This is a genomic window from Mesorhizobium sp. XAP4 (assembly GCF_029269325.1).
GTDB classification, from domain to species: domain Bacteria; phylum Pseudomonadota; class Alphaproteobacteria; order Rhizobiales; family Rhizobiaceae; genus Mesorhizobium; species Mesorhizobium ciceri.
In genome coordinates this window covers 351,413-375,189 of the sequence record NZ_JARIXW010000002.1, presented here as the reverse complement: position 1 = coordinate 375,189, position 23,777 = coordinate 351,413, and the positions used below count along the sequence as shown (strand labels likewise).

At 64.6% G+C, this 23,777-nt stretch carries 10 protein-coding genes; 6 read left to right on the top strand and 4 right to left on the bottom strand.

Annotated features, from left to right (window positions below; translation table 11 throughout):
* Window positions 1–94 precede the first annotated feature (94 nt).
* Both P3C39_RS10700 and P3C39_RS10695 read right to left on the bottom strand, forming a co-directional pair.
* Window positions 95–1,882 carry an NAD(P)/FAD-dependent oxidoreductase gene (locus tag P3C39_RS10700; protein WP_275953390.1) on the bottom strand — a complete coding sequence of 596 codons (1,788 nt, stop codon included), beginning with the start codon at window positions 1,880–1,882 and terminating at the stop codon, window positions 95–97.
* Between the two features lie 113 nt (window positions 1,883–1,995).
* Entirely contained in the window at window positions 1,996–2,940 is a 945-nt protein-coding gene (locus P3C39_RS10695; protein WP_024504069.1) for a MurR/RpiR family transcriptional regulator, read from the bottom strand.
* A 337-nt stretch (window positions 2,941–3,277) separates the two neighbouring features.
* Here P3C39_RS10695 and P3C39_RS10690 point away from each other — a divergent pair, with 337 nt between their 5' ends.
* The 5 genes from P3C39_RS10690 to P3C39_RS10670 all read left to right on the top strand — a co-directional run bounded on the left by P3C39_RS10690 (window position 3,278) and on the right by P3C39_RS10670 (window position 9,294).
* Window positions 3,278–4,105, top strand: coding sequence for an ABC transporter ATP-binding protein (locus P3C39_RS10690; protein WP_024504068.1), 828 nt, complete (start codon window positions 3,278–3,280; stop codon window positions 4,103–4,105).
* Window positions 4,102–4,962, top strand: a complete 861-nt coding sequence (locus P3C39_RS10685; RefSeq protein ID WP_013528757.1) for an ABC transporter permease — start codon at window positions 4,102–4,104, stop codon at window positions 4,960–4,962. The genes P3C39_RS10690 and P3C39_RS10685 overlap by 4 nt, the downstream gene beginning before the upstream one ends.
* Window positions 4,963–5,032: 70 nt before the next feature.
* Window positions 5,033–6,196, top strand: coding sequence for an ABC transporter substrate-binding protein (locus P3C39_RS10680; protein ID WP_013528758.1), 1,164 nt, complete (start codon window positions 5,033–5,035; stop codon window positions 6,194–6,196).
* A 359-nt stretch (window positions 6,197–6,555) separates the two neighbouring features.
* Window positions 6,556–7,647: a Gfo/Idh/MocA family oxidoreductase gene (locus tag P3C39_RS10675; RefSeq protein ID WP_063173405.1), complete on the top strand. Its 1,092-nt coding sequence runs from the start codon at window positions 6,556–6,558 to the stop codon at window positions 7,645–7,647.
* Between the two features lie 204 nt (window positions 7,648–7,851).
* Window positions 7,852–9,294 carry an amidase gene (locus P3C39_RS10670; protein ID WP_275953391.1) on the top strand — a complete coding sequence of 481 codons (1,443 nt, stop codon included), beginning with the start codon at window positions 7,852–7,854 and terminating at the stop codon, window positions 9,292–9,294.
* A gap of 217 nt (window positions 9,295–9,511) precedes the next feature.
* On the opposite strand, the gene P3C39_RS10665 is transcribed toward P3C39_RS10670, so the two are convergent.
* Both P3C39_RS10665 and P3C39_RS10660 read right to left on the bottom strand, forming a co-directional pair.
* A complete protein-coding gene (locus tag P3C39_RS10665; RefSeq protein ID WP_275953392.1) occupies window positions 9,512–10,750 on the bottom strand; it encodes a Xaa-Pro peptidase family protein in 1,239 nt (412 codons plus the stop codon).
* Between the two features lie 68 nt (window positions 10,751–10,818).
* A complete protein-coding gene (locus P3C39_RS10660; RefSeq protein WP_275953393.1) occupies window positions 10,819–11,349 on the bottom strand; it encodes an invasion associated locus B family protein in 531 nt (176 codons plus the stop codon).
* Between the two features lie 329 nt (window positions 11,350–11,678).
* Between P3C39_RS10660 and P3C39_RS10655 the strand changes: the two genes are divergently transcribed.
* Window positions 11,679–23,675, top strand: coding sequence for a hypothetical protein (locus P3C39_RS10655; RefSeq protein WP_275953394.1), 11,997 nt, complete (start codon window positions 11,679–11,681; stop codon window positions 23,673–23,675).
* Window positions 23,676–23,777: the final 102 nt, after the last annotated feature.

Here is a 23,777-nt window from a genome sequence, read left to right as displayed (position 1 = left end):
TTCCTCTCCCTCGCCGATCTGTGTGGCGCCCTTCCTCTACCCCGTCGATCGGGGGAGAGGTGGCGAGCGAAGCTCGACGGAGTGGGGGTCGACTTTACCCGGCGTTGCTCACCGCCCCGTAAACCGGCGTCTCAATGCCTTCCATCCGCGCCTTGATCTGCAGCGCCACATATTTCGAATAGAAGCGCGACAGCGCCAGATTGCCGCCGTGGAACCAGAGCGCTTCCTGGGCGGTCGGCTTCCACATATTGCGCAGCTCGCCTTGCCAGGGGCCGGGGTCGCCCTTGACGCCCGAGCCAAGACCCCAGCACGGGCCGACCTTGTCGGCGACTTCGCGCGAGACGATCGCGGCGACATTCTCGTTCATCGACTGATAGCCGGTGCAGGCGATGATGGCGTCGGCGGCCAGTTCGGTTCCGTCCTCGAACAGGATGCCGCTCGGGGTCAGCGACTTGATGGCGACGCCGCTGCGGATGCCGATCTTGCCGTCGATGATCAGGTCGGAGGCGCCGACATCGATGTAGTAGCCGGAGCCGGTGCGGTAGGCCTTCATCAGAAGGCCGGTCTCGTCGTCGCCGAAATCGATGGCGAAGCCGGCGGCGCGCAGGCGGTCGTAGAAGGCCGCGTCGCGCGCCTTGATCACCTCGTAAAGCGCCCGCTGGCCCTTGGGCACCAGCGCGAACGGCGTCGAGGCGACGATCATGTCGGCCTTCTCGGTGGTGATGCCGCGCGCCAGTGCGTCTTCCGAGAAGATCTCGAAGCCCACTTCCATCAGCGTGTCCGACTTGACCACTGTCGTCGGCGAACGCTGGATCATGGTGACCTCGGCGCCGCTCTCCCAGAGGTCGACGCAGACATCGTGGCCGGAGCTTGCAGCGCCAATGACGGCGACTTTCCTGCCGCGGAATTTGTCGCCGCTGGCATACTGGCTGGAGTGCAGCAACTCGCCCTTGAACCGGCCGGCACCCGGCAGATCGATCCGCCGTGGCGGGCCGTAGGCGCCGGTGGCGAAGACGATGTGCTTGGGCTTCAGCGTGATCTGCCGGCCGACGCGGTCGACGACCACGGTCCAGACTTTTTCGGCCTCGTCATAGCTGGCGCTGAGGCATTTGGTGGCGACCCAGTAGTTGAGCTCCATGACGCGCGTATACATTTCCAGCCAGTCGCCCATCTTGTCCTTGGGCGTGAACACCGGCCAGTTTTCGGGGAAGGGAATGTAGGGCAGATGGTCGTACCAGACCGGATCGTGCAGCACGAGCGTGCGGTAGCGGTTGCGCCAGGAGTCACCCGGCCTGGCATTCTTCTCGATGACGATGGCCGGCACGCCGAGCTGGCGCAGTCGCGCCCCCAGCATGATGCCGCCCTGGCCGCCGCCGATGACCAGGCAGTAGGGCTGTTCATCAGTGCCGAGTTCGCGTGTCTCGCGCGCCCGCGCCTCCGACCAGGTCACGCGCTGGGGATCGGCCTTGTGGCGCACGCCGAGCGGCCGCGCCGCGCCCTTGCGCTCCTCGAAGCCCTTGAGGTCGGCCATGGCCGTGAACAATGTCCGGCAGCGGCCGTCGCGCAGCCGCATGATGCCCTCCCCCCTGGCCACCACGGTTTCGAAGCTGAACCAGGCCTCGATGGTGCCGTCGTCCGAGGTCGCCTCGCCGGTCAGCCGCCACGCGCTCGGCTTGGCCGTCGCCAGCGTCGTCGCCAGCATGTCGGCGATCGCCGCGCGGCCTTCCATGGTCGTGATGTTCCAGGTGAAGGTCAGGAGATCGCGCCAGTAGCAATCGTCGACGAACAGGTTGCTCGCCGCCGCAGCGTCGCCGGCTGCGAGCACCTGCGCCAGGGATTCGAGCCATGCGGCTGCCTGTTTCGATGGTGCTATTTCGAGCATTTCTTTCCTCTTCCTGCGTGCGTCTAATCTGTGTTGGAATGGCAACTGTCGAACTCGGCGCTGCCCCTCATCCGCCTGCCGGCACCTTCTCCCCGTCAACGGGGAGAAGGGAGCTAGTCTCCGAGCGGCTCCATCTCCTTGCCGGTGCGGTGGATCTGGGCGTTGTATTTGATGCGGCGCACCGTCTCGCGGGCCGAGCCGTCGAGCTTGTAGGCGGAGGCCACCGCCAGCAGGTCGATCGCCGCCAGGAAGGCGAAGCGCGAGGCCGTCGGCTTCAGCGTGTCGGGATATTCCGGGACCGCCACCGTCAACCTGACGTCGCAGGTGCGGGCGAGCTCGGTGTCGGGCGCGGTCACGGCGATCGCATTGGCGCGGTAATGCTTGGCGAGCTCGACGGCCTCGATCACCTCGCGGGTGCGTCCCGTCGCCGAAATGGCGATCACCAGATCGCCGGGCTTGAGCGTCGAGGCGGTCATGCGCATCAGATAGGGATCGCACTGGGCGCTGACCGTGATGCCGTAGCGGAACAGCCGGTATTGGGTTTCCTGCGCCAGCGCCGAGGAGCTGCCGCCGAGGCCGAAGACCGTGACCTGGCGCGCCTTGGCGATCAGCTCGGCGGCTTTCTGCAGCTGCGCAGGGTCGAGCTGCCGCTCGGCCTCCTGCAGCGCCCGGCGCGCCTCGCCGAACACGGCATTCCAGAACGGCATGCCATTGTCATTGCTGACGGAAGGCGACTTGGCCAGGTAGAGCGCGCCGACGACGAGGCTCTGCGCCAGCTTCAGCTTGAAATCGCGCACGCCCTCGCAGCCGATGGCGCGGCAGAACCGGGTCACCGTCGGTTCGCTGACCCCGGCGCGCTGGGCAAGGGCGGCGTTGGAGGCGTCGACGGCATATTTGACGTCGTCGAGAACGACATCGGCGACACGCCGTTCGGCCGGGCGCAATTCGCTGTAGGAATCCTTGACCAGCGAGATGATGTCGGGGATGCGCCGGACAGGATCGCGCCCCTCGGTATCGGGGCCTGGAACAGGCTCGTCCTGGCTGCCAGCGTCGGTCATGGGGTCCTGGTCTTTCCCTGGGTTGCGAGGCTGTCGTCTTAGCATGTTTGCACGCCCTGGCTCCACGTGCCCGACCGGATCGCAACCGCAGCGTGTCGTTGGGGAAAGCTCACCTTCCTCCGTTCCTCTCCGGTCCGTGTCAGTTCCGAAGTATGTAGGAAAGCAACATGCATTTCAAGGCCGTAAAACCGACGGTAAAACAAGACGATAGGTATACTAATCGATTTTCGTGATACGGCCGCTATCGTCGGTGCTTGACAGGAAAGTAGGATAGTTACAGACTGATTTTCGCTGGGGATGAGCCAATGGATCATCGCGCAATCTTCCCGGGGGGCAGATGAACACGGGCGATGCAAAAAAGCCGAAGCTTGGCGTGCAGGCAGCCACCAAGATCTATCACACGGCCTCCGGCGACCTGCTGGCGCTGGACCGCTGCAGCCTCGATGTCAGCGTCAATGAAATCGTCTCGATCGTCGGCCCTTCCGGCTGCGGCAAGACCACGCTTTTGTGGTCGATGTCGGGCCTGCACAGCCTGACCAGCGGCGAGATCCGGCTCGACGGCAAGGCCATCACCGGTCCGCATCCCGATATCGGCATCGTCTTCCAGGAGGCGAACCTCCTGCCGTGGCGCAACCTCGACGCCAACATCCGCTTCCCCTTCGAGATCAAGGGCGAGAAGCCGGACCGGGCGTGGATCGCGCATCTACTCAACCGGGTCGGGCTCGATGGCTTCGGCGGCAAGTTTCCGCGCGAGCTGTCGGGCGGCATGCAGCAGCGCGCGGCGATCGTGCGGGCGCTGGCGCTAAAGCCCTCGGTGCTTTTGATGGACGAGCCGTTCGGCGCGCTCGACAGTTTCACCCGCGAGGAGATGAACCGGCTGGTCGAGGAGATCTGGCTCGACACCAAGACAACCATCGTCTTCATCACCCACTCGATTGAGGAAGCGATTTTTCTCTCGGACCGGGTGGTGGTGCTGAGCGCCCGGCCTGGCCGCGTCGCCAAGGAATACCGCGTGCCGTTCCCACGGCCGCGTTCGCTGGAGATCATGGCGACGAAGGAGGTCTTCGACCTCACCAACCGGATCAAGATGGACATTGTCGGCGAACGCACGCGGCCAAAAGCGCCGGAGCGCCCGAGCGCCGAAATCGTGAGGATCAGGCCGTGAGCGGGGGCGATGCCATTCCGGAATTCTCAAAGTCCAAGTCGGGCGCCAAGGCGGGCGACGGCCATGAGGTCAGCCTGACCAACCTTTCCGCCTTCGCCAGCGGCCCCGGCATCAAGTCGGGCAAGGAGGTGGCGGCCATTCTTGCCGTGGCGGTGATCATCATCGGCGGCATCGAACTGGCGCTGCGGCTGTTCCACGTGCCGCTCTATATCATGCCGCCGCCGAGCTCGATCGCCTATGCGCTGTTCGACGAGTTTCCGCTGATCGCGCCGCATCTCGGCTACACGCTGGTCGAGCTGGTGTCCGGCTTCACCATCGGCGCCATCATCGGCCTGGTGCTGGCCGCCGTCATCACCCAATTCCCGTTCGCAGAGAAGATCGTCGCGCCTTACATCCTGCTTCTGGTCACCACGCCGATGCTGGCGCTGGTGCCGCTTCTGATCCTGCGCTTCGGCTTCGGCTACACGCCGCGCATCATCGCGGTGGCGCTGGCCGCCGGGCCGATGGTAATGATCAATGCGGCGACAGGCTTTCGCCGCGTCGACAGCGCCAAGATCGCGCTGGCGCGTTCCTATGGCGCCAGCACCCTGCAGATCTTCTGGAAAATCCGCGCGCCGATGGCGCTGCCGATGATCCTGGTCGGGCTGATGATCGGCGCCATTTTCGGCCTGCTGACCGCGGTCGGCGCGGAAATGGTCGGCGGCGGTTTCGGCCTCGGCAACCGGCTGACCACCTATTCGTCGATGATCCAGATGCCGCAGTTCTTCGCAGTGGTGCTGATCCTGTCGACGCTCGGCATCCTGATCTACGTGCTGTTTTTCCTGATCGGCAAGAAATGGGCGAGCTGGGAGGCTTGAACACAGGGATATGACGGCGCCCGGGAGGCGGGCGGCAAGAGACTGACATCAAACAAAAAAGGGGAATGCCATGACCAAAGAGAACTCGATCAACCCGGCGGGGATCAGCCGCCGCTACTTCCTGCAGGTCACCGGCGCCGGGCTGGTGACGGCGACGGCGCTTGGCGCCACCGGCCTGAAGGCCAGGGCCGAACCCTACGGAAAATTCACCTGGATCTCGCCGCGCGGCACGCTCGAAGTGCTCGACGATTATCCCTACTGGGCGGCCAAGAAGGCCGGCTATTTCGACGGGTTGGACACCGACATGCAGCCGGGACCATCGGACGGCACCGCGACGGTGAAGTTCGTCGATGTCGGCCAGGCCGATATGGGCTTCCCGTCGCCCGGCGTGTTCTCCTTCGCCATCCAGAACGGCATGAAGCTGAAGTCGGTGTTCCATATGGGCGCGCGCGACACGTTCAGCATCGCCTTCCGCAAGGGCGAGGGATCGAACGACCTGAAGAAGCTGGAAGGCAAGACCATCCTGCTCGGCTCCGCCGCCTGGCAGTCGATCACCGACCCGCTGCTGGCCGCGCAGGGCGTCGACATCAAGAAGGTGAAATATGTCGAGGCCGGCTGGCCGACCTGGGGAACGGCGCTGGCCGGCGGCCAGGGCGACGCCGCCCTGTCGTGGGAAGGGCTGCGCGCCGAATGGATCGCCAAGGGGCTCGACTTCGAATACTGGCTCGGCGTGCAGAATTCGAAGCTGCCGGCCAACACCTTCGTCGTGCGTGCCGCCGATCTTGAGGATCCCGACCGCAAGGCGTTTTTGGAAAAGTACCTGCGCGGCTGGGCGATGGGCCTCGAATTCGGCTACCAGAATCCACGCGCGGCGGTCGAAGCGGTGTTCGAGCAGTTCCCGACGCTGGCCAAGAATCTCGGGCCGGAGCTCGGCACCACCTCGATCCTGCAGCAGATCAACGTTTTCCGCGGCGACATGGACAAGCGCGGCGGCTGGGGCTCGCACGACATGGCGAGCTGGCAGGGCTTCTTCGACGAAATCCACAAGATCGGCCAGATCACCGCCCCGGTGAAGGCCGAGGATGTCTGCACCAACGATCTGATCGGCCCGGCCAATGATTTCGACAAGGCCAAGGTCAAGGCCGATGCCGACGGCGTCAAGCTGTCGGAAGGTTTTGCCGCGCTCGATGTCGAGAAGATCAAGGCGCATCTGTTCGATTCGGCGGTGAAATAGGGCTGCGCAACGGGTCATGTCGGCGCCGCCCTCCATTACCCTGCCTTGGCTCCTTTCCTCTCCCTCCGGAGGGGGGAGAGGTGGCGCTGCGAAGCGGCGACGGAGTGGGGGAAGGCGTTCGTCAAACGCGCAGTCGCCGCAAGACAGGCACAATCTGACGAGCAAGAGACCTCAGGCGCGCGGCGAGGGTCGACCCCCACTCCGTCGAGCTTCGCTCGACACCTCTCCCCCGATCGACGGGGGAGAGGAAAGGGCCGGGCAATGAGCGGCGGCGCTGACCTGAGGTGATTGTCTCGAATAGACATACGAGCGGCAACCGATCGCCGCGCACAATTCAATCAAAACCTGGGAGATATTCGGTGTCCGACAAGGTGAAAGTGCTGGTGGTGGGTCTCGGCAATATGGGTGCGTCGCATGCGAGCGCCTATCACCGGCTCGACGGTTTCGAGATTGTCGGCATCATGAGCCGGTCGATCAAGAGCAACACGAAGATTCCGGAAGAATTAGCCGGCTACCCACTCTACGAGGATTTCGACCAGGCGCTGAAGGAAACAAAACCGGACGCCGTCTCGATCAACAGCTGGCCGAACACCCACGCTGAATACGCGCTGAAGGCAATCGCCGCCAACTGCCATGTGTTCATGGAAAAGCCGCTCGCCACCAACAACGAGGATGCCGAGAAGGTGGTCGCGGCGGCGCGGGCCAAGAACCGCAAGCTGGTGCTCGGCTATATTCTGCGCGTGCATCCGTCGTGGATCAAGTTCATCGAGGTCGGCAAGACGCTCGGCAAGCCGCTGGTGATGCGGCTCAACCTCAACCAGCAGAGCAGCGGCAGCGCCTGGCACTGGCACAAGAACCTGATCGATTCGCTGATCCCGATCGTCGATTGCGGCGTCCACTATGTCGACGTCATGTGCCAGCTGACCGGCGCCAAGCCGGTGCGCGTGCACGGCATCGGCGCCAAGCTCTGGGCGGAAGCCGACAAGCAGAATTACGGCCATCTGCACGTCACCTTCGATGACGGTTCGGTCGGCTGGTACGAGGCGGGCTGGGGCCCGATGATGAGCGAGACGGCCTATTTCGTGAAGGACGTCGTCGGCCCCAAGGGCGCGGTGTCGATCGTCGCCGGCCAGCAGGCAAGCAGTGTTGCCGAGCTGGCAGAGGTTTCGAATTCCGCCGACATCGACCGCCACACCAAGACCGATGCGCTGAAGATCCATTATGCCGCTGTCGACGGCGACAAGAATTTCTCCAAACCCGACGAGATCGTCAGCATGGAGGACGAACCCGGCCACCAGGAACTGTGCGATCGCGAGCAGGCCTTCTTCCTGCGCGCCATCCGCGAGGATCTCGACCTCACCGAGCAGATGGATGCGGCGGTCAACAGTCTGCGCATCGTGCTGGCCGCCGAGCAGAGCATCGCACTGGGGCGCACCATCGACCTGGCCTGAAGTCGCGCCAGCCCCCTCATCCGGCCGCTTCGCGGCCACCTTCTCCCCGTTGGGGAGAAGAGGGTGGCGCTGGCGCTGTAAGTCTCCTCTCCCCTCGGGGAGAGGTCAGCCGAGCGAAGCGGAGGCTGGGTGAGGGGGCCGATGCCCAATACAGTTCTCCGCAGGAGCAGCATCAACACAAGCTATCCGCCGAAGGAGAGAGATATGGCCGCCGTCACCGACAGTCTGCTGAAAACCTATGCCGAGTCCGACGCGCTGGACCTTGCGGCGCTGGTGAAGCGCGGCGACGTTACCCCGGCGGAGCTGGTGGAAGCGGCGATCACGCTGGTCGATCGGCTCAACCCGACGCTCAATGCGGTCATTCATCGCCTCTACGACATGGCGCGCGCCCAGGCGCAGACGGTCGACACATCAGCGCCCTTCGCCGGCGTGCCATTCCTGCTCAAGGAGCTGGCATCGTCCTGGACCGGGGCGCCGAACACCAACTCCTCATTCTACCTGAAAGATGTCGTCGCCGATTTCGACACCGAAGTGGTTCGCCGCATGAAGGCGGCCGGGCTGGTGCTGGTCGGCAAGTCGAACGCCCCAGAAAATGGCTGGTCGATCACCACCGAGCCAAAGCTCTACGGCGCGACGAAGAACCCGTGGAAGGAAGGCATCACGCCCGGCGGCTCCAGCGGCGGAGCGGCCGCGGCGATTGCTTCGCGCATGGTGCCGATCGCCGAAGCCAGCGATGGCGCCGGCTCGATCCGCATCCCGGCCTCCTGCTGCGGCATCGTCGGCCTGAAGCCGTCGCGCGGCCGCGTCAGCCTCGCGCCGTTCGGCGACTATTGGTATGGCGGCGCCTATTTTCTTTGCTGCTCGCGCACGGTGCGTGACACGGCGGCCTATCTCGACGCGGTCGCCGGCGCGCTGCCGGGCGAGCCCTACACGCCGCCGGTTCCTGATGGCACCTGGCTCAGCCTGTCGGCGCGGGCGCCAACGAAGCTGCGCATCGGCTTTTCCGTCACGCCGCCCAACGGCACTGCGACCGATCCGGAGGTGAAGGCGGCGGTGCTGGAGACCGTGGCGGTACTCGAGCGGCTCGGCCACCATGTCGAGGAGCATGACATGCCGCTCGACGCCAATGCTGTGTGGAAGACCTACACCAACATGACCTGCGTGCAGACGGCGCCGACCTTCGACTACCTTGAAACGGTGATGGGGCGGCCGGTGACACCGGGTGATGTCGAGGCGGTGACCTTCGCGATCATCGAGCGCGGCCGTGCGACCAGCGGCACCAGGCACATCTCCGACGTCGAGCAGCTCAGGCAGGTCGGCCGCGACATCGTCGGCGACCTTGGCGCCTACGACCTCTTCATCACCCCGACGCTGACGCAGCTGCCGCGCCCGCTCGGCTATTACGACATGTCGGAAACCGATATCGACCGCTACAACGCCAAATGGGCGGACTCGGTGTTTGCCTTCCCCTTCAACATCTCAGGCCAGCCGGCGATCTCGCTGCCGCTCGGCTGGTCGAAAGACGGCGTCCCGATCGGCGTGCAGCTGGTCGGCCGCTACGGCGACGAGGCAACGGTGCTGGCCGCGTCGGCGCAGCTGGAGCAAGAGATGCCGTGGAGGGGGAGAAGGCCGGCGGTGAGTGGTTAGGTGCTTGGCAGCCCACCGCCGAGTTCCGTGGCGCCCCCTCTGTCCTGCCGGACATCTCCCCCTCAAGGGGGGAGATTACGCGCTCAACAGCCTTCGCCAAATCATCTACACGGTAAGGTGGGCGAGACGGCGAAGCTGCCAATCTCCCCCCTTGAGGGGGAGATGCCCGGTAGGGCAAGGGGGGCGTAGAGCGCTGTCCCTGCAGTGACCCGCCTCGCTATCCAATCCTCTCCAGCCGTCGCGGCAGCCTGTTCATCGGCTTGGGCCCGTCCGGCGTGATCAGGAACTGGTCCTCGAGATTGAAGCTGGCGAGGCCGTCTATGTAGAGCGGGATCTCGAAGGCCAGCACCATGCCGGCTTCGATCACGACATCGCTGTCGGCGGCGATGAACGGCCATTGTTCGGAAAACACCGACTGGCCGACGCCATGGCCGAAATGGCCGCGGCGGTAGGTGCGCAGCCCTTTCCGCGCCAGGCTGTCGGTGGCGACGCGATGCACGTGGGCGAGCGTGGTTCCCGCAACAAGGGACGCCAGCCCGTCGTCAAAGGCCCGCTCGGCAATGGCGTGCAGTTCGGCCTGCTCGGCGGATGGCGGCCCGAAGGTGAAGTTGCGCGACATGTCGGAGGCGTAGCCGCCGACCGTGCAGACCATGTCGCACTTCAGCGGATCGCCAGGCATCGCTTTCGCATCGGCATCTTTGGCCCGAGCGCCCAGCGTCACATATTCGGCAGTTTGGACCGGATGGGACAGTCCGGCCGCGGCCGTGGCGACACCTTGCCGGTAGAGGGCAATGAGATCGGCCTGGCGCATGCCGGCCATCGCATCGACCTGCAGCCGCTCCAGCCCCGCTTCCGACAGGATGATGCCTTGCTGCAGCAGGTCGATCTCGCGCGGCGACTTGACGGCCCGCAACCTGTCGAGCACGGCCGAGCCGTCGACCATCGTGCAGGCCGGCAGCAGCGCCTGCATGACCGAGAAATCGGCGGCGGGAACAAAATCGAGGTCGACGCCGACCCTTGCGCGCCCGAGCCCAAACCCGGTCAGGATTTGCTTCAGCTCGTCGACGGCACGGGCGAGTTCGAATGTCGCGGGCCGAGAAAAACCCGGCGCCCGGCCGGCAAGGCCGGCCTCGATGCGTTGCGGCAACCCTTGCCCTGACGTCGAGGCGTCCAGCGTGGCGGCTTCGATCCAGATCGAGTGGCTGCGGATAACAGCGTCCGGCAGAACCCGCTGCAATTGTCCCGCATTGAAGTCCGCCACCACGACGCCGATCGGCAGGTCTCGGCCAGCCGGGATGACGACAAAGCCGGCGCCGGCGCGCCGGAACAGTCCCGCCGGGCCGATCGAGGCTCCGGTCGCATAGTGGAAGGCCTCGGGCGCGCACAGCACCAGCGCCTCGATGCCGGCGCGGTCCATCAGTTGCGCCGCGCGCTGGCGGTCGACAAAGCCTGTCATGGGTTTCTCCACTGTCCGAAGCGGCAACGGAGCATTCCGGGTGCGTACAATCAAGCCGCTGACAACAGCTACTTGATCGATTCCAGCTTGGCGACGGCGGCGGTGAAGCCAGCCAGCGACACCGGGATGGTGACCGGCTTGCGGGTGACCGATTCCATGCCGATGTTCAGATTGGTCCCCGACTTCATGGCCTTGATGAGATCCGCCGACAGCGGCGTGGCGGCATAGGCGCCGTTCTGGTCGCTGGTCTGGATGGCAATCGTCGTCTTCTGGCCCTGATCGATCTGGAAGGAGGCGCCGGACGGCAGGAACAGGCCGTGCGGCAGGGCAAGCAGCATGGCGAGGCTGCCATTGCCGTTGTCGCGGCGCACGGTCACGGTCAGCACGCGCTGCCCGGTCTTGGCCTCGGTCAGGTTCTGCGAAAGCTGGCACTGAAGCTCGGTGGTCGCCGAACCGCTGGAGCAGTTCACCGCCCACGGATTGGCATCGGCCGGTTTTGCATTGCTTTCAGCCGGCTTTGGCTGGGCCGCCTTGGCATCTTCGGCGAGGGCTGGGCCGGTGGCCAGAGCAAGCCACAGGGCGGCCAGTCCCGCGGCCATGCCGAGTAAATTAGATCTAGCTAAAGTAAATGTCATGTTGTTTTGCCGGATGCCTTGCATGTTTCCTCGCCGCGCCCGGTATTCTCCCGAGCATGGCTTGATACAACACCCGCGACTGTTCCGAAAGCCGAGCAGGAGGCAAGCAAGCCGGCGAAATTACTGTGGCTTTTCGGATACAACGAACAATATTGCAGGAGGCCCTCAGAAATCGAAGCGCCGGAGACTCGCTATACAATAGAATTCGAGTAAGATTTTACACGGGGTGCGTGCAGTCCCCGAAGGACTCGCCAGGGATGGGAACTACCGAGACGCCTCGGCAAGTTGGTGAGATGGCGGCGCGTGGGGAGGATTTCCGCGTGCACGCCGGCTATCGCCGTTCGCGAATCGCCAGGCATCTCTGGAAGACGACGGCACTGACGACGCTGGCGCTCGGCCTTTCAGGCATGGCCGCCTATGGCGATCCCAACGGGCTATGGCAGCCGCAGATCCGCGCCATCATCGGCGCCGACAACAATGGCGGCAACGGCGCGCTCGAAGGTTTCATCCCGCTCAAGCAGACGGCCGAATCCGTGCTGTTCCTGGATGTCCGGGCCAAGCACGATTTCAAGGATGGTTCCGGCCAGGATGTCGGCCTCGGCATTCGCCGCATCGTCAACCCGGACCTGATGATCGGCGGCTACGCCTATCTCAATCTCGAGAACTACAACTCCACCCAGTTCACCGCCGCCACGCTGGGCGCCGAAGCGATCACGCCTCATTTCGATGCGCATGTGAACGTCTATCTGCCGATCAAGGGTGATTCGACGGATCACTCGACCAGTTCGACCCTGTCGATGGTCAGCAACCAGCTGATCGAGCAGATCTCGGTCCTCGACCACCGCGATTACGCAGCATGGGGCATCGAGGGCGAGATCGGCGCGCAGGTGCCGGTCAACCTGCCCGACAAGCATTCGCTGCGGCTCGACATTGGCGGCTATCATTTCGAGGATCCGCATGGCGACGACGGCAGCGTCACCGGCGCCAAGGCCGGGTTCGAGTATACGATCGGCGATGTCTTCGGCAGCAACACGGAACTGGTCTTCGCCGGCGAGGTCCGCAACGACAATCGCGACGACACCCAGTTCGCCGGCAGTGTGCGGCTGAACATCCCGTTCAATCCCGGCAGCGGTTCGGACCACGCCGCCAATGGGGCCGATAGCGGGCCGGAGCCGGTCTATCCGGTCAGCGAAGGCCTGCGCAAGCGCGTCAACGAGCGCGTGCGTGGCGATATCGGCGTCCGCGTCCAGTCGCAGACGCTGACCGGCGGCACGACGACGCGTGTCGCCATCAACGCCGCCACCAATGCCGCCTTCGGCAAGTTCTACTACGCCGATGGCGGCCTCGCCGGCGCCGGCACGCTGGCCGACCCGACGACGCTGGACGACGCCGTGACCAAGTCGGGTGCGAACGGTTTTGTCGTGGCGCTTGGCGGCAACGGCAATCTGACGACTGGCGGGGTGACGCTTGCCAATGGACAGACCGTCATCGGCGGCGGCGAAAGCGTCACCGCAAGGCTTTTCGGCGGCGGCACCAGCACCTTCAACCTGGGCGGCAGCGACGGCACGATCCAGGGCACCAACGTCGCCAACCCCGTCTTTACGCTCGGCAACGGCAACACGCTCAGCGGCATCACCATCACCGGCGGCGGCGACGGCATCTTCGGCAACAACATCACCGGCGCGACGCTGACCAATGTGACGGTCACCGGTGTGGGCGGCAACGGCGCCGACTTCACGGGCAGTTCGACCGGCATCACCGGCGCCAATTTCACCGCCACCGGCAACGGCCTCGACGGCCTGCACATCGACGGCGACGGCACCTACAATTTCACCGGCACGACGCTGCTGCAGGGCAATCTCGACGACGGTCTCGATATCACCGGCAAGGGCACCTACACCTTCGCCACCGTCAATGCGCAGGACAATACCGACCGCGGCATCACCGTGCAGGGCACGTCGACCGGAGGCACGTTCACCACCACCGGCGGCACCGTGTCAGGCAATGGCGGCACCGCCGTCTTCATCGATCCGATCACCGCCCATGTGGTGCTGGACTCGATCAGCCAGAGCGGCGGCACGTCGGGTGTCGTGCTGGAGAATGTCGCGGGCAGCTTCACCGTCAACGGTGCGGCGACGATCTCCAACACGACCGGACCGGCGATCGCCATTTCGGATTCGCCGGCGACGATCCGCTTCGGCGACATCAGCATCACCAACCCCGGCGCCGACGGCATCTCGTTTGCCGGCGTCAATGCGGCGGTGGTCGCCGGCAACATCGTCATCTCCGGACTGGGTGTCGGCACCGGCCTCGACTTCTCCGGATCCAAGACCAATTTCACCGCGCAGTCGCTCAGCATCACCGGCACCGGTGCTGCCGGCTCGATCGGCATCGATCTGACGTCGCCGAGCGTTGGCGGCGCGGTGATCATCATCACCGATGGCGGCGTCATCACCAATGTCGATACCGGCGTACGGCTGGGCATTGCCGGCACGCCGGGCGCCACGGCCAACGCCGAATTTACCTTCGGCGGCAATTCCAGCTCCATCTCCGGCATCACCGCCTCGCTCGATGCGCGCGGGCTCAATGAGGGCAGCGGCCACTACGCTTTCGGCACGACCGCGTTTTCCGGCCCGCAACTTTACGATCTGCGCAATTACATCTTCGTTGCGGCCGGGGCTTCGGGCGGCGGCACGTCGATCACCGACCTCGCCTCGATCGAATATGCCGACAGCATTACCGCCAGCGACGCCATCATTGTCCTGGTCAACCGCGGGACAATCGACGACGCCACCGGCTTCTCGCTGAGCGACGGACAGGAACTGGCCTCGTTCGGCAATGACCGCGCGTTCTCGCTCGGCGGGGTGCCGTTGAATGTCACCGGCACCAACGTCCATCATGACGAATCCATATCGGATTCAGCGGGTGCGGCGACGCTGACCAGTTCCGGCGGCGGTAATGTCGTGACGTTGGGCAACGGCAACACGCTGCTCGATTTCAACATTTCCGGGGGTTCCGGCTCGGCGATCTACGGCTTGGGCATCAACGGCCTGACCGTCCAGGGCGTGACGGCCAGCAATGTCGGGTCCGGCCTCTACCTCAATGGTGTGACCGGCACGGTCTCGGTCGACGACCTGACCGTCCAGACCGCATCTCAAACCGGCATCGTGCTTGTCGATTCGAGCGCGACCGTCGATTTCACCGGCAACACCAAGATTACCAGTGCCGCCAACGTCGGGCTGTTCGCCAACAATTTCGACGGCATCGCCACCTTCGACGATCTCGACATCAGTGGCGGCGGCAGGGGCGTGGCCATCTGGAGCGGCTCGAGCGGCACGCTGACTTTCGCGGCCGCGAGTTCCATCACCAACACGGACGATGTAGCCTTCAACATCAACGGTGCGGTGCCCAACGTCACCTACAACGGCACGATCGACCAGGCCAATGCGGCCAACGCGGTCAGGATCATCGGCCAGACCGGCGGCACCGCCACCTTCGGCGGCAAGATCACCGCCAGCACGGGCTCGGCCAACGCGATCGACCTGTCCGCCAACACCGGCGGCACGGTGAAATTCACCGGTGGGCTGGACCTGACCACGACGACCGGTACCGGCTTCGATGCCACCGGGGGCGGCACGATCACAGTCGCGGCCGCGGGCACGGAGCAGATCACCACCGGCACCGGCCGGGCGATCAATCTCGACGGCATCACCATCGGCACCGGCGGCATGGCGTTCGACAGCATCACGACAGGCGTTGCGACGGCCACGGCGCTCAACTTCAATGCCGTCTCGGGCGGCCAGTTCCTGGGTGGCAATGTCACTGTCGGCGGCACCGCTGCCGGCATCAACGGCCTTGCAATCAACGCTTCGTCATCGACCTTCACCATCACCAATCTGGTGACGACCAATGTCGCGGGCACCGATGTCAGCCTGACCAACAATACGGGCTCGATCACGATCCTCGGCGGCACCATCACCAATTCGGGCGCTGGCGACGGTGTCGTCGTTTCCGGCGGTAGCGCGACAGTCGGCGTAGCGGCCAACGTCTCCAGTTCGGCAACCGCGCCAGGCGCGGCGGTCAAGGTCGACGGCACCACCGGCGGCTCGGTGACCTTCAGCGGCACCATCACCTCGACCGGCACCGGCGATCTGTTCGATGTCGGATCGACGCTGACCCCGGCCGGCGGCGCCATCAGCTTCACTGGCCCGACCTTGTCGGCGACGGGTGGCGGCGGGGCGCTTGTCAGCAGCCTCGGCGGCACCGCGACGTTGAACGTGACCGCGCCGCTGTCGATCACCAATGCCACGGGCACCGGCCTGTCCGTCACCAATGTCGCCAGCACGGCATCGGCGAGCTTTGGCGAGGTCACCGTGACGACGCCTGGCGGCACCGGCATCTTCATTGCCGACAATGGCACGGTCACCTTCGGCACAACCCAGGTTACGCTGGGAGCGGCAAGCACCGCCGGCATCGAGTTCCTCGACATCAACGAACATATCAGCTTCGGCACGACCACGATCGACGAGGTTGGCGCCAACCAGACCGGCATCGACTTCAGCGGTTCCTCGAGCGGTTCCTCGACAAGGGCCGATTTCGGCCTGACCACGATCACCGGCACCGGCAGCCTGACCTCGCGCGGCATCGACCTGTCGTCGACGACCGGCAACAAGACCATCACCTTCCTGCGCGGCTCCAGCATTTCCAATGTCGGCGTCGGCGTCGAATTGTCGTCGAGCGGCGCCACCGCGACCTCGGCCAACGCCAACTTCACCTTCGGCGACGGCACGTCCGCCGATGGGCTGCAGTCCTCCATCAGCGCCGCCGCCGGCGGCTACACCGTCAACACGATCGGGCTCGATCCGACGCTCGGCAATTATGATTTCGACGACGTCAACTTCACCGGCGCCGCCCATCTGGCCAGCGCGGTCGGTGGGACCATCATGATTTCCCAGGGCGGTGGCATCGTCCACGCCAACACGGACGGGCTCAGCGCCGACGTGACCACCTACACGGTCGCCGAGGCCGATGCCATGACCGGCACGCTGAACTTCGCCTTTGTCGGCACCGTCGATCTCAGCGGCACCCCGTTCACGCTCGATTCCGGCCAGTCGATCATCGGCTTCGGCAACGGCGCCTCCATCCTCACCTCCGGTACCGTCCAGCCGGTCAATGTCCAGGGCAATCTCGGCGCTACTGGCGGCAACGTCACCGGCGATGAGGGCGTGGTCAAGAGCACGGGCAGCGATACCCTGCATCTGCTCGGCAGCAACCAGGTGCGCGACACCGCTTTCGACTTCAGCGGCGGCAGCGGCTCGGTCTTCGTCGTCGACGGGAGCGCGGCTGGCTTCGTCAATACCGGCGGCATCTTCATCGAAGGCGTCACGGTCAGCAATGTCGCCGTGGGCCAGACAGCGTTCAAGGTCGTCGGCCTCGACACCAATTTGTCGATCACCAACAACAACGTCAACGTCGCCGGCACGCTGCTCGACGCCAATGGCGGCAGCGGCGACATCACGGTCACGCGTGGCAGCTTGCCCAACAGCGGTCCGGCGGGCACGCTGACCGGCGGCGGCATCAACCTGCAGAACCTGACCGGCACGGTGACCATTGGCGACGGCACGCTGACCAACACCGGCGCGAACACGGCTTTCAATGTCGGCTCGACGACTGCCGGGAGCGGCGGCAGCGCGATCATCTCCTATGCCGGCACCATCAACAGCAACGGCACCGGCGCGGCTGTTTCGATCCAGAGCATGACTGGCGGCTCGGTGACGCTGTCGGGCAACCTGACTGATACCAATGCGGCCGCTGGCGGCAATATCGTCATTGCCGGCAACGACTCGGCCGCGATCACCTTCTCGGGCACCAGCAAGGTGATCAGCTCGGGCGCGACGGACGCCGTCAGCCTGGGTCTCGTTGGCAATTTCCCCGCAGGCACACCGGCCCCCAACACCAATTCCGCGATCAATTTCACCAATGGCGGTCTCGACATAACGACGACGACCGGCACCGGCTTCATCGCCTTCGGAGATTTTACCACCGGCGCCGTTACGGTCACCGGCACGGGCAACGAGATCAATTCCGGCGCCGACGGTCTTATCTTGTTCGGCGCCAATGTCGGCGCCGGCGGCGTTGCCTTCGACAGCGTCTCGGCCGTGTCCACGAGTGCCGGCGCTGGTGTGCTGCTTGGAGGTATCAATCTCGGCGGCGACGTCAACATTGGCGGCCTGAGGGATACCGGCTACATCGGCGCTTCATTGATCGGCCTGAGCGGCGCCGGCGTGGTCAATTTCACCGGCAAGACCGATCTCGACGTCAGCTACAGAGGGTTCGATATTGGTGGGCCGCTGGTCGGCACCATAAACATCGCCAATGTCGCCGGATCCACCCTGAACATCGATGGCGCCGAGATCGGTATCGCATTGACGACCTCGAGCGGGACCGTCAACGTTGGCGGGAATGGCGGCAGCGCCAGCATCGGCGCGACGACAAGCACCACTGGTTCAGCGATCACGCTCGCCGGCGGCAATGATCTTGTCCACGCCACACTGAACTACACCGGCTCGATCAACGTCGGCGCGGGCAGCGTCTTGCAAGTCGGCGGCGGCGACTGGAGCGAGCTCAACATGAGCGGTTCGGTCGTTTCGACCTCGGCAGTAGCGCTGCCGGGGACAGCGGTCTTCACCTTCAGCGGCAATGCCGAGGGCGTGTACAATATTTCGAGCACGATCAATCATACCGGCAGCGCCGTCGGCGTCTTGTTCGACGGATCGTCCGAGGGAACGGCCACCTTCTCCGGCACCTCGAAGATCTTCAACACCAGCAGCGGCACCAACGGCGCCATCGTCAAGCTCCCCAGCATCGGTCCGACCCAGGGCACGGGCACACTGGCCTTCACCAATGGCGGCCTCGTCATCACCACCTCGAGCGGCGCCGGCTTCACCGCCAGCACCTTCGCCGCCGGCACGGTCAGCGTCAGCGGCGCCGGCAACACCATCACCACCGGCACGGGCACCGCGCTCGATCTCGACAGCGCGACGGTCGGCGCAGGCGGCATCACCTTCGATTCGATTTCGAGCAACGGCGCCGCGACCGGGGTGTCGCTCAACAATGTCGGCGGCGGCGCCATCGACCTCGGCGCGGTCAACCTGCAGAACATCACCTCGCGCGGCGTCGACATTTCCGGCACGCTCGGTTCGGCGCTGAGCTTCGACAGCCTGAACATCGGGATCGCGGCCAGCGCCACCAACGCCGTCGGCCTCGACCTCAACGGTGCGGCGCTCGGCACGAGCACCATCACGGCGGACGATTTTGATGTCGATGGAGGCAACTCCACAGGGTCGATCGGCATCGACATGGCCGGCACGACCGGCACCGGCACGATCCAGCTCGGTGACCTCCTCAACAACAATCCTGGCCCGGCTGGCCAGACGTCGACCATCACCAAGGTCGCCCAGGGCGTCCAGTTCTCCAGCGCCACCAACGCCAGGCTGGTGTTCGGCGACGGCGGCAGCCCGGCCGAATCGAAGATCGAGACCTTCGGCAACGGCCAGGTCATCCACGCCACCGACACGCTGCCGACCAATGGCGACTACAATTTCAACGACGTCAATTTCAGCGGCGACACGTCGAACCTGTCTTCGTACAAGGTCTACTATGTCACCGCCGATGCCACCGCCCTTGGCGACGGCAGCCTGCTCAATCCAGGCACCTATGCCAACGCCCAGGCATCTACCGCCAATGTCATTGTGCTCATCGACAAGAACGTCGACGGCAGCCAGGCGACGATTGACCTCGGCGGTACGTCGTTCCAACTCGATGACGGGCAGGTACTGCTCGCCTTCAAGAGCGACGACGCGGCCGTCGATGTCTCGCAGCTTGGCGTCGATACCAGCGCCGGCGCTTCGGCTGCGTTCCATTTCACCACCGTGCAAAACTCGCCGATCATCGCGGCACCGGCGGGCATCGACACGCTACGGCCGATCCTGCAGAGCAACACAGCCGGCTCGGTGGTCGATCTGGCGACATCAGGCTCGGGCGTCGTCACCGGCGGCCTCCAGAACCTCATCATCCGCAACACAGGCACCGGCACTGGTGTCGCCGTCAACGCGACGTCCGCCTCCAGTTTCTTCCTCCGCAACAACGACATCGCGGCCGGCGGCAGGGCGCTCGATTTCTCCACATCAGCTGCGCCGGCCAACACGCTTCTGCTTTCGATCGACGGCAATACGCTGAAATCGACGGGATCGGCGCTGGCCGCGTCCTTTGCCGGCCAGAACATCAGCGCGACGGACAACTCGGTCGAGATCCAGTCCTTTGCCGACAACACTGTGCTCGGCGGCACTGGCGGCGGCATCGCCTTCAACAATGTCCGCTTCGACTCCAACGGCGCCGGCGGCACTGTCAGCGCCGGAACGATCGGTGTTGGCTCACCAGGCCCAGGGCGCGTCCAGGGCGACGGCCTCAGCTTCACCAACACCAGCGGCACCCTCGATCTCGGCGCGTTCAGCGTCTTCAACAATGGCGGCACCGGCGTCCTCGCCAACACCAAGACCACCAATTTCACGCTGAACAGCAGCAGCGGCGGCGTCTTCACGGGGAATGGCGCGGCGTTCGATCTCGATCCGCTGACCGTCAATATGGTGGTGACCAGCATCAGTTCAGGCGGCAGCAGCGGCGGCATCATTTTCGACGGCGTCGCCGGTACCTTCACCGTCACCGGCAACACGAGCGTTGCCGCGGCGACGACTGCCGGCATTATGGCGATCAACGCCGGCAACACCGGCGTCTTCACCTTCAACACGGTGACACTGAACAGCGCCGTCACGGCGGGCGGCGGCATTCAGGTGGCGAGCGGTACGCTCAACATCACCGGCCTCGCCAACATTGACACGACCACCGGCGTCGGCGTCTCGCAAACCGGCGGCACGGTCAGCTTCACCGGCGGCGTGACCATCGACACCGCCAGCGGCACCGGCATTGTTGGAACCGGCGGCACGATGGGCATCACAGCTACCGCTGCCGCAGAAACGGTGAGGGCGACCACCGGCCAGGCGATCAATCTCTCTGGCGTCGCCGCCAGCATCGCGCTCGATTCGACCAATTCGGTCGGCGGCGCCAACAATGTCAGGCTGACCAACGTCAGCGGCATCGTCGGACTTGGAACTGGTTCGCTGACCGGCGCAACGGGCGCGTCGTTCAATGTCGTCGGCGGCACGGCGGCCGTCAGCTATTCGGGCACTGTCAGCAATTCGGGCGCATTCAGTCCGGCGCTGAATGTCCAGAGCCGGCTTGCCGGCGCCGGCCTCGTCGCCCTGAGTGGCAATCTGACGGCCAGCGGGCTGGGCATATCGCTGAACAACAATGCAGGCGGCACGGTGACGGTGTCCGGCGCCTCGAACAGCTTTACCGGCGGGGGCACCGGCATATCGATCACCGCCAACACCGGCGGCACCTACAACATCAGCGGCGCCAGCTACGCCATCGGCATGAGCGGCGGCGGGCTTGGCGTCGACATTGCCGGCAACAGCGCCCCGGTCACGGTCAATTTCAACGGCGGCGGTCTGACGATCGTGACCTCGGCAGGCGCCGGCTTCAATGCCACGGGCTTCGGCGCGGTCAGCGTGACCGGCGTGGGCAACTCCATCGCCACGGGCACCGGTGTGGCGATGAACCTGAGCGGCGTCACCGTCGCGGCCACCGGCATGAATTTTTCCTCGACCAGCAACGGCGCCGGCGGCAACAGCGCCGTCGTCCTCACCAACGTCATCGGGTCGGGGACGATCAATCTCGGCGCCGGCTCGCTGGTCGGCGGCAGCGCGGCAACCATCGCTGTCAGCGGCGGCACCGCCAACCTCAACTATACCGGCAATGTCAGCCAGTCGAACAATGCGACCCTGGTCAGCGTCGCGGGCGGGCACAGCGGCACGCTCAACTTCGCCACCGGCGCGCTGTCGGCAACGAACGGTACCGGCCTGCAGTTCGACAATGCGGACGGCATCTACAGTTTCGTCGGCACGACGACGCTGAATGGCGGCAATGCCAGCGTCGACATCCTCAACGGCTCGGGCGGCACGTTCAATTTCGGTACCGGTACCTCCATCGTCAGCCCCAGCGGCACGGCGTTCAACGTCAATGGCGGCACCGCCACCGTCACCTATGCCGGCACGATCACGCAAGCCACCGCCGGCCAGCGCATGATCGTCGTCGCCGACACCGCCGGCGGTTCGGTGAATTTCACCACCGCCGTGGCGAACGGGCTCAACGACACCGGCGGCACCGGCATTGTGATCGACGGCGCGGCGGGCAGCGTCACCGTCAACAATGCCAGCCTGACGGGCACGGCCGGCATCGTCATTCTCGGCGATTCGACCAACAATGCGACCGGCACCTACACCTTCAACAATGTCGCCATCCAGACCGACGCAGGGGCTGCGAACAATGCCTTCGTCGTCGATGGCGACCAGGGCACGCCGGGCAATGACGACGTCAGCGCGGTCGTCAACCTGAACAATGTCGACATCACCAATCCTGGCGGCAATGTCGCCAACATCCGCGGCATGGCCGGCGGCTCGGTCAATTTCGACAGCGCCAGCTCGATCACCCGCAACGATGGCGGGCTGGGCATTGCCGTGCTCAGCAACGCTGGCGGCACGATCAACTTCGGCGGCGGAGTCAAGACGCTCTCGACCGGCGTCAACGCCGCCGTCATCCTGACCAGCAATCCCGGCGCAACCATCAATTTCACCAATGGCGGGCTGGCGATCAACACAACGAGCGGCGACGGCTTCAGCGCCACGGGCGGAGGGACGGTGACGGTGCAGGGCGCCGGCAACACGATCGCGTCCGGCACAGGCACGGCGCTCAATGTCGTCAACACGACGATCGGCGCCAGCGGGCTGAATTTCCAGAGTATCTCGTCCACAGGATTGAGCGGCAACGCAGGCATAGTCCTCGACAACACCGGCTCAGGCGGCGGACTGACCGTGACGGGTACGGGTAGTGCAGGTTCCGGCGGCACGATCTCGAATAAGACCGGCGGCGATATCCTCAACGGCAGCACCGCAGCCGGCAACACCACGTCCGGCACAGGCGGCACCGGTATCTTCCTGCGCAGCACGGCGAACGTGTCGCTGGCCAACATGCAGCTCAACGACTTCTCCAACTTCGCTATCTACGGCAAGACGGTTACCGGCTTCACGATGACCGGCATGACCATCAGCGGCGTCAACGGCTCCAACGATGCCGGCGATATTGAAGAAAGCGCTGTCCGCTTTGACAATCTGCTCGGCAGCGCCTCGATAACTGGTTCCAACATCAGCGGCGGCGCGTACGGAAATCTCGCCGTCTGGAACACCAGCGGCACGCTGAACCGGCTGACCATGAGCGGCAACACGTTCGGCCTGATCAGTTCAACCCTCGGCAACGATAATGTCGGCTTCACCGTCTACAACAACGCAACCGCGAATGTGACGCTCGACAACAACACGTTCTCTGGCACGCGCTCCGACTTCTTCGAGGCGGTCGCCAACAACAATACGACCATGGATGTGGTCGCCACCAACAATATTTTCCACAATGGCCAGACGATCATACCGGGCGGCGGCACGGCAATTTCGGTGCGCAGCGGCTCTGCCGGCAACACGTCCGCCGCGACGACGACCTTCAACATCTCGAACAACGTCAACAGCGATGGCGGCGCCAATGCCTTCGACACGGTCGGCATCTTCGTCGCCAAGGGCCAGGACCTCGGCACTATGACCGGCAGAATCGTCGGCAACACGCTGGTTGCCAAAACGGGCTCGAATTCCGATGGCATCTTCGTCCGCTCCGCAGGCGCCAGCGGCTCGTTGACCACGCTTATCCAGAACAACACCATCGCCGGCTGGGGCAATACAGGTATCCACCTGCAGAACAACGATGGTGGCGCGACAATGAATGCTTCAGTGTTCGGCAACAGTGTGACTGCGCCAGGTAGCGCATTCCCGTTCTCCGCATTCTTTGCCGATAATGGCGGCACGGCCGGGGATACAAGCACGATGAACCTCGTGCTCGGCGGTGCGGGTGTGCAGCAAAACACCTTCGCCGGCGGGCCAAATGCAATTGTGGACGTCAGCTTAAGCAACTTCAACGCCAGTACACACTTCAATCTGTCTCGCAACGGCTCGGTGGCGGGCACCGCCGGAGGCGTCGTACAGGACGACAATGTGGGCGCACCTACCTACGATGACACGGGTGGAGTGGGTACAATCGTGCTGGTGAATACTCTGCCGGTAACGCCGCCCTGATCAACCAAATCATTTATTCGGCGAGCAACACTAAGGTTCTCAACCTTTGATCGGGCTCTATGCGGCAGTTCAGTTTGATCAGGTTGGTATTCACTCGGGGAA

What these genes read in the sequence shown, in the direction of transcription:
- P3C39_RS10700 (WP_275953390.1), bottom strand. Translation starts at nt 1,882, where the DNA reads ATGCTCGAAATAGCACCATCGAAACAGGCAGCCGCATGGCTCGAATCC.
- P3C39_RS10695 (WP_024504069.1), bottom strand. Translation starts at nt 2,940, where the DNA reads ATGACCGACGCTGGCAGCCAGGACGAGCCTGTTCCAGGCCCCGATACC.
- P3C39_RS10690 (WP_024504068.1), top strand. Translation starts at nt 3,278, where the DNA reads ATGAACACGGGCGATGCAAAAAAGCCGAAGCTTGGCGTGCAGGCAGCC.
- P3C39_RS10680 (WP_013528758.1), top strand. Translation starts at nt 5,033, where the DNA reads ATGACCAAAGAGAACTCGATCAACCCGGCGGGGATCAGCCGCCGCTAC.
- P3C39_RS10670 (WP_275953391.1), top strand. Translation starts at nt 7,852, where the DNA reads ATGGCCGCCGTCACCGACAGTCTGCTGAAAACCTATGCCGAGTCCGAC.
- P3C39_RS10665 (WP_275953392.1), bottom strand. Translation starts at nt 10,750, where the DNA reads ATGACAGGCTTTGTCGACCGCCAGCGCGCGGCGCAACTGATGGACCGC.
- P3C39_RS10660 (WP_275953393.1), bottom strand. Translation starts at nt 11,349, where the DNA reads ATGGCCGCGGGACTGGCCGCCCTGTGGCTTGCTCTGGCCACCGGCCCA.
- P3C39_RS10655 (WP_275953394.1), top strand. Translation starts at nt 11,679, where the DNA reads ATGGCGGCGCGTGGGGAGGATTTCCGCGTGCACGCCGGCTATCGCCGT.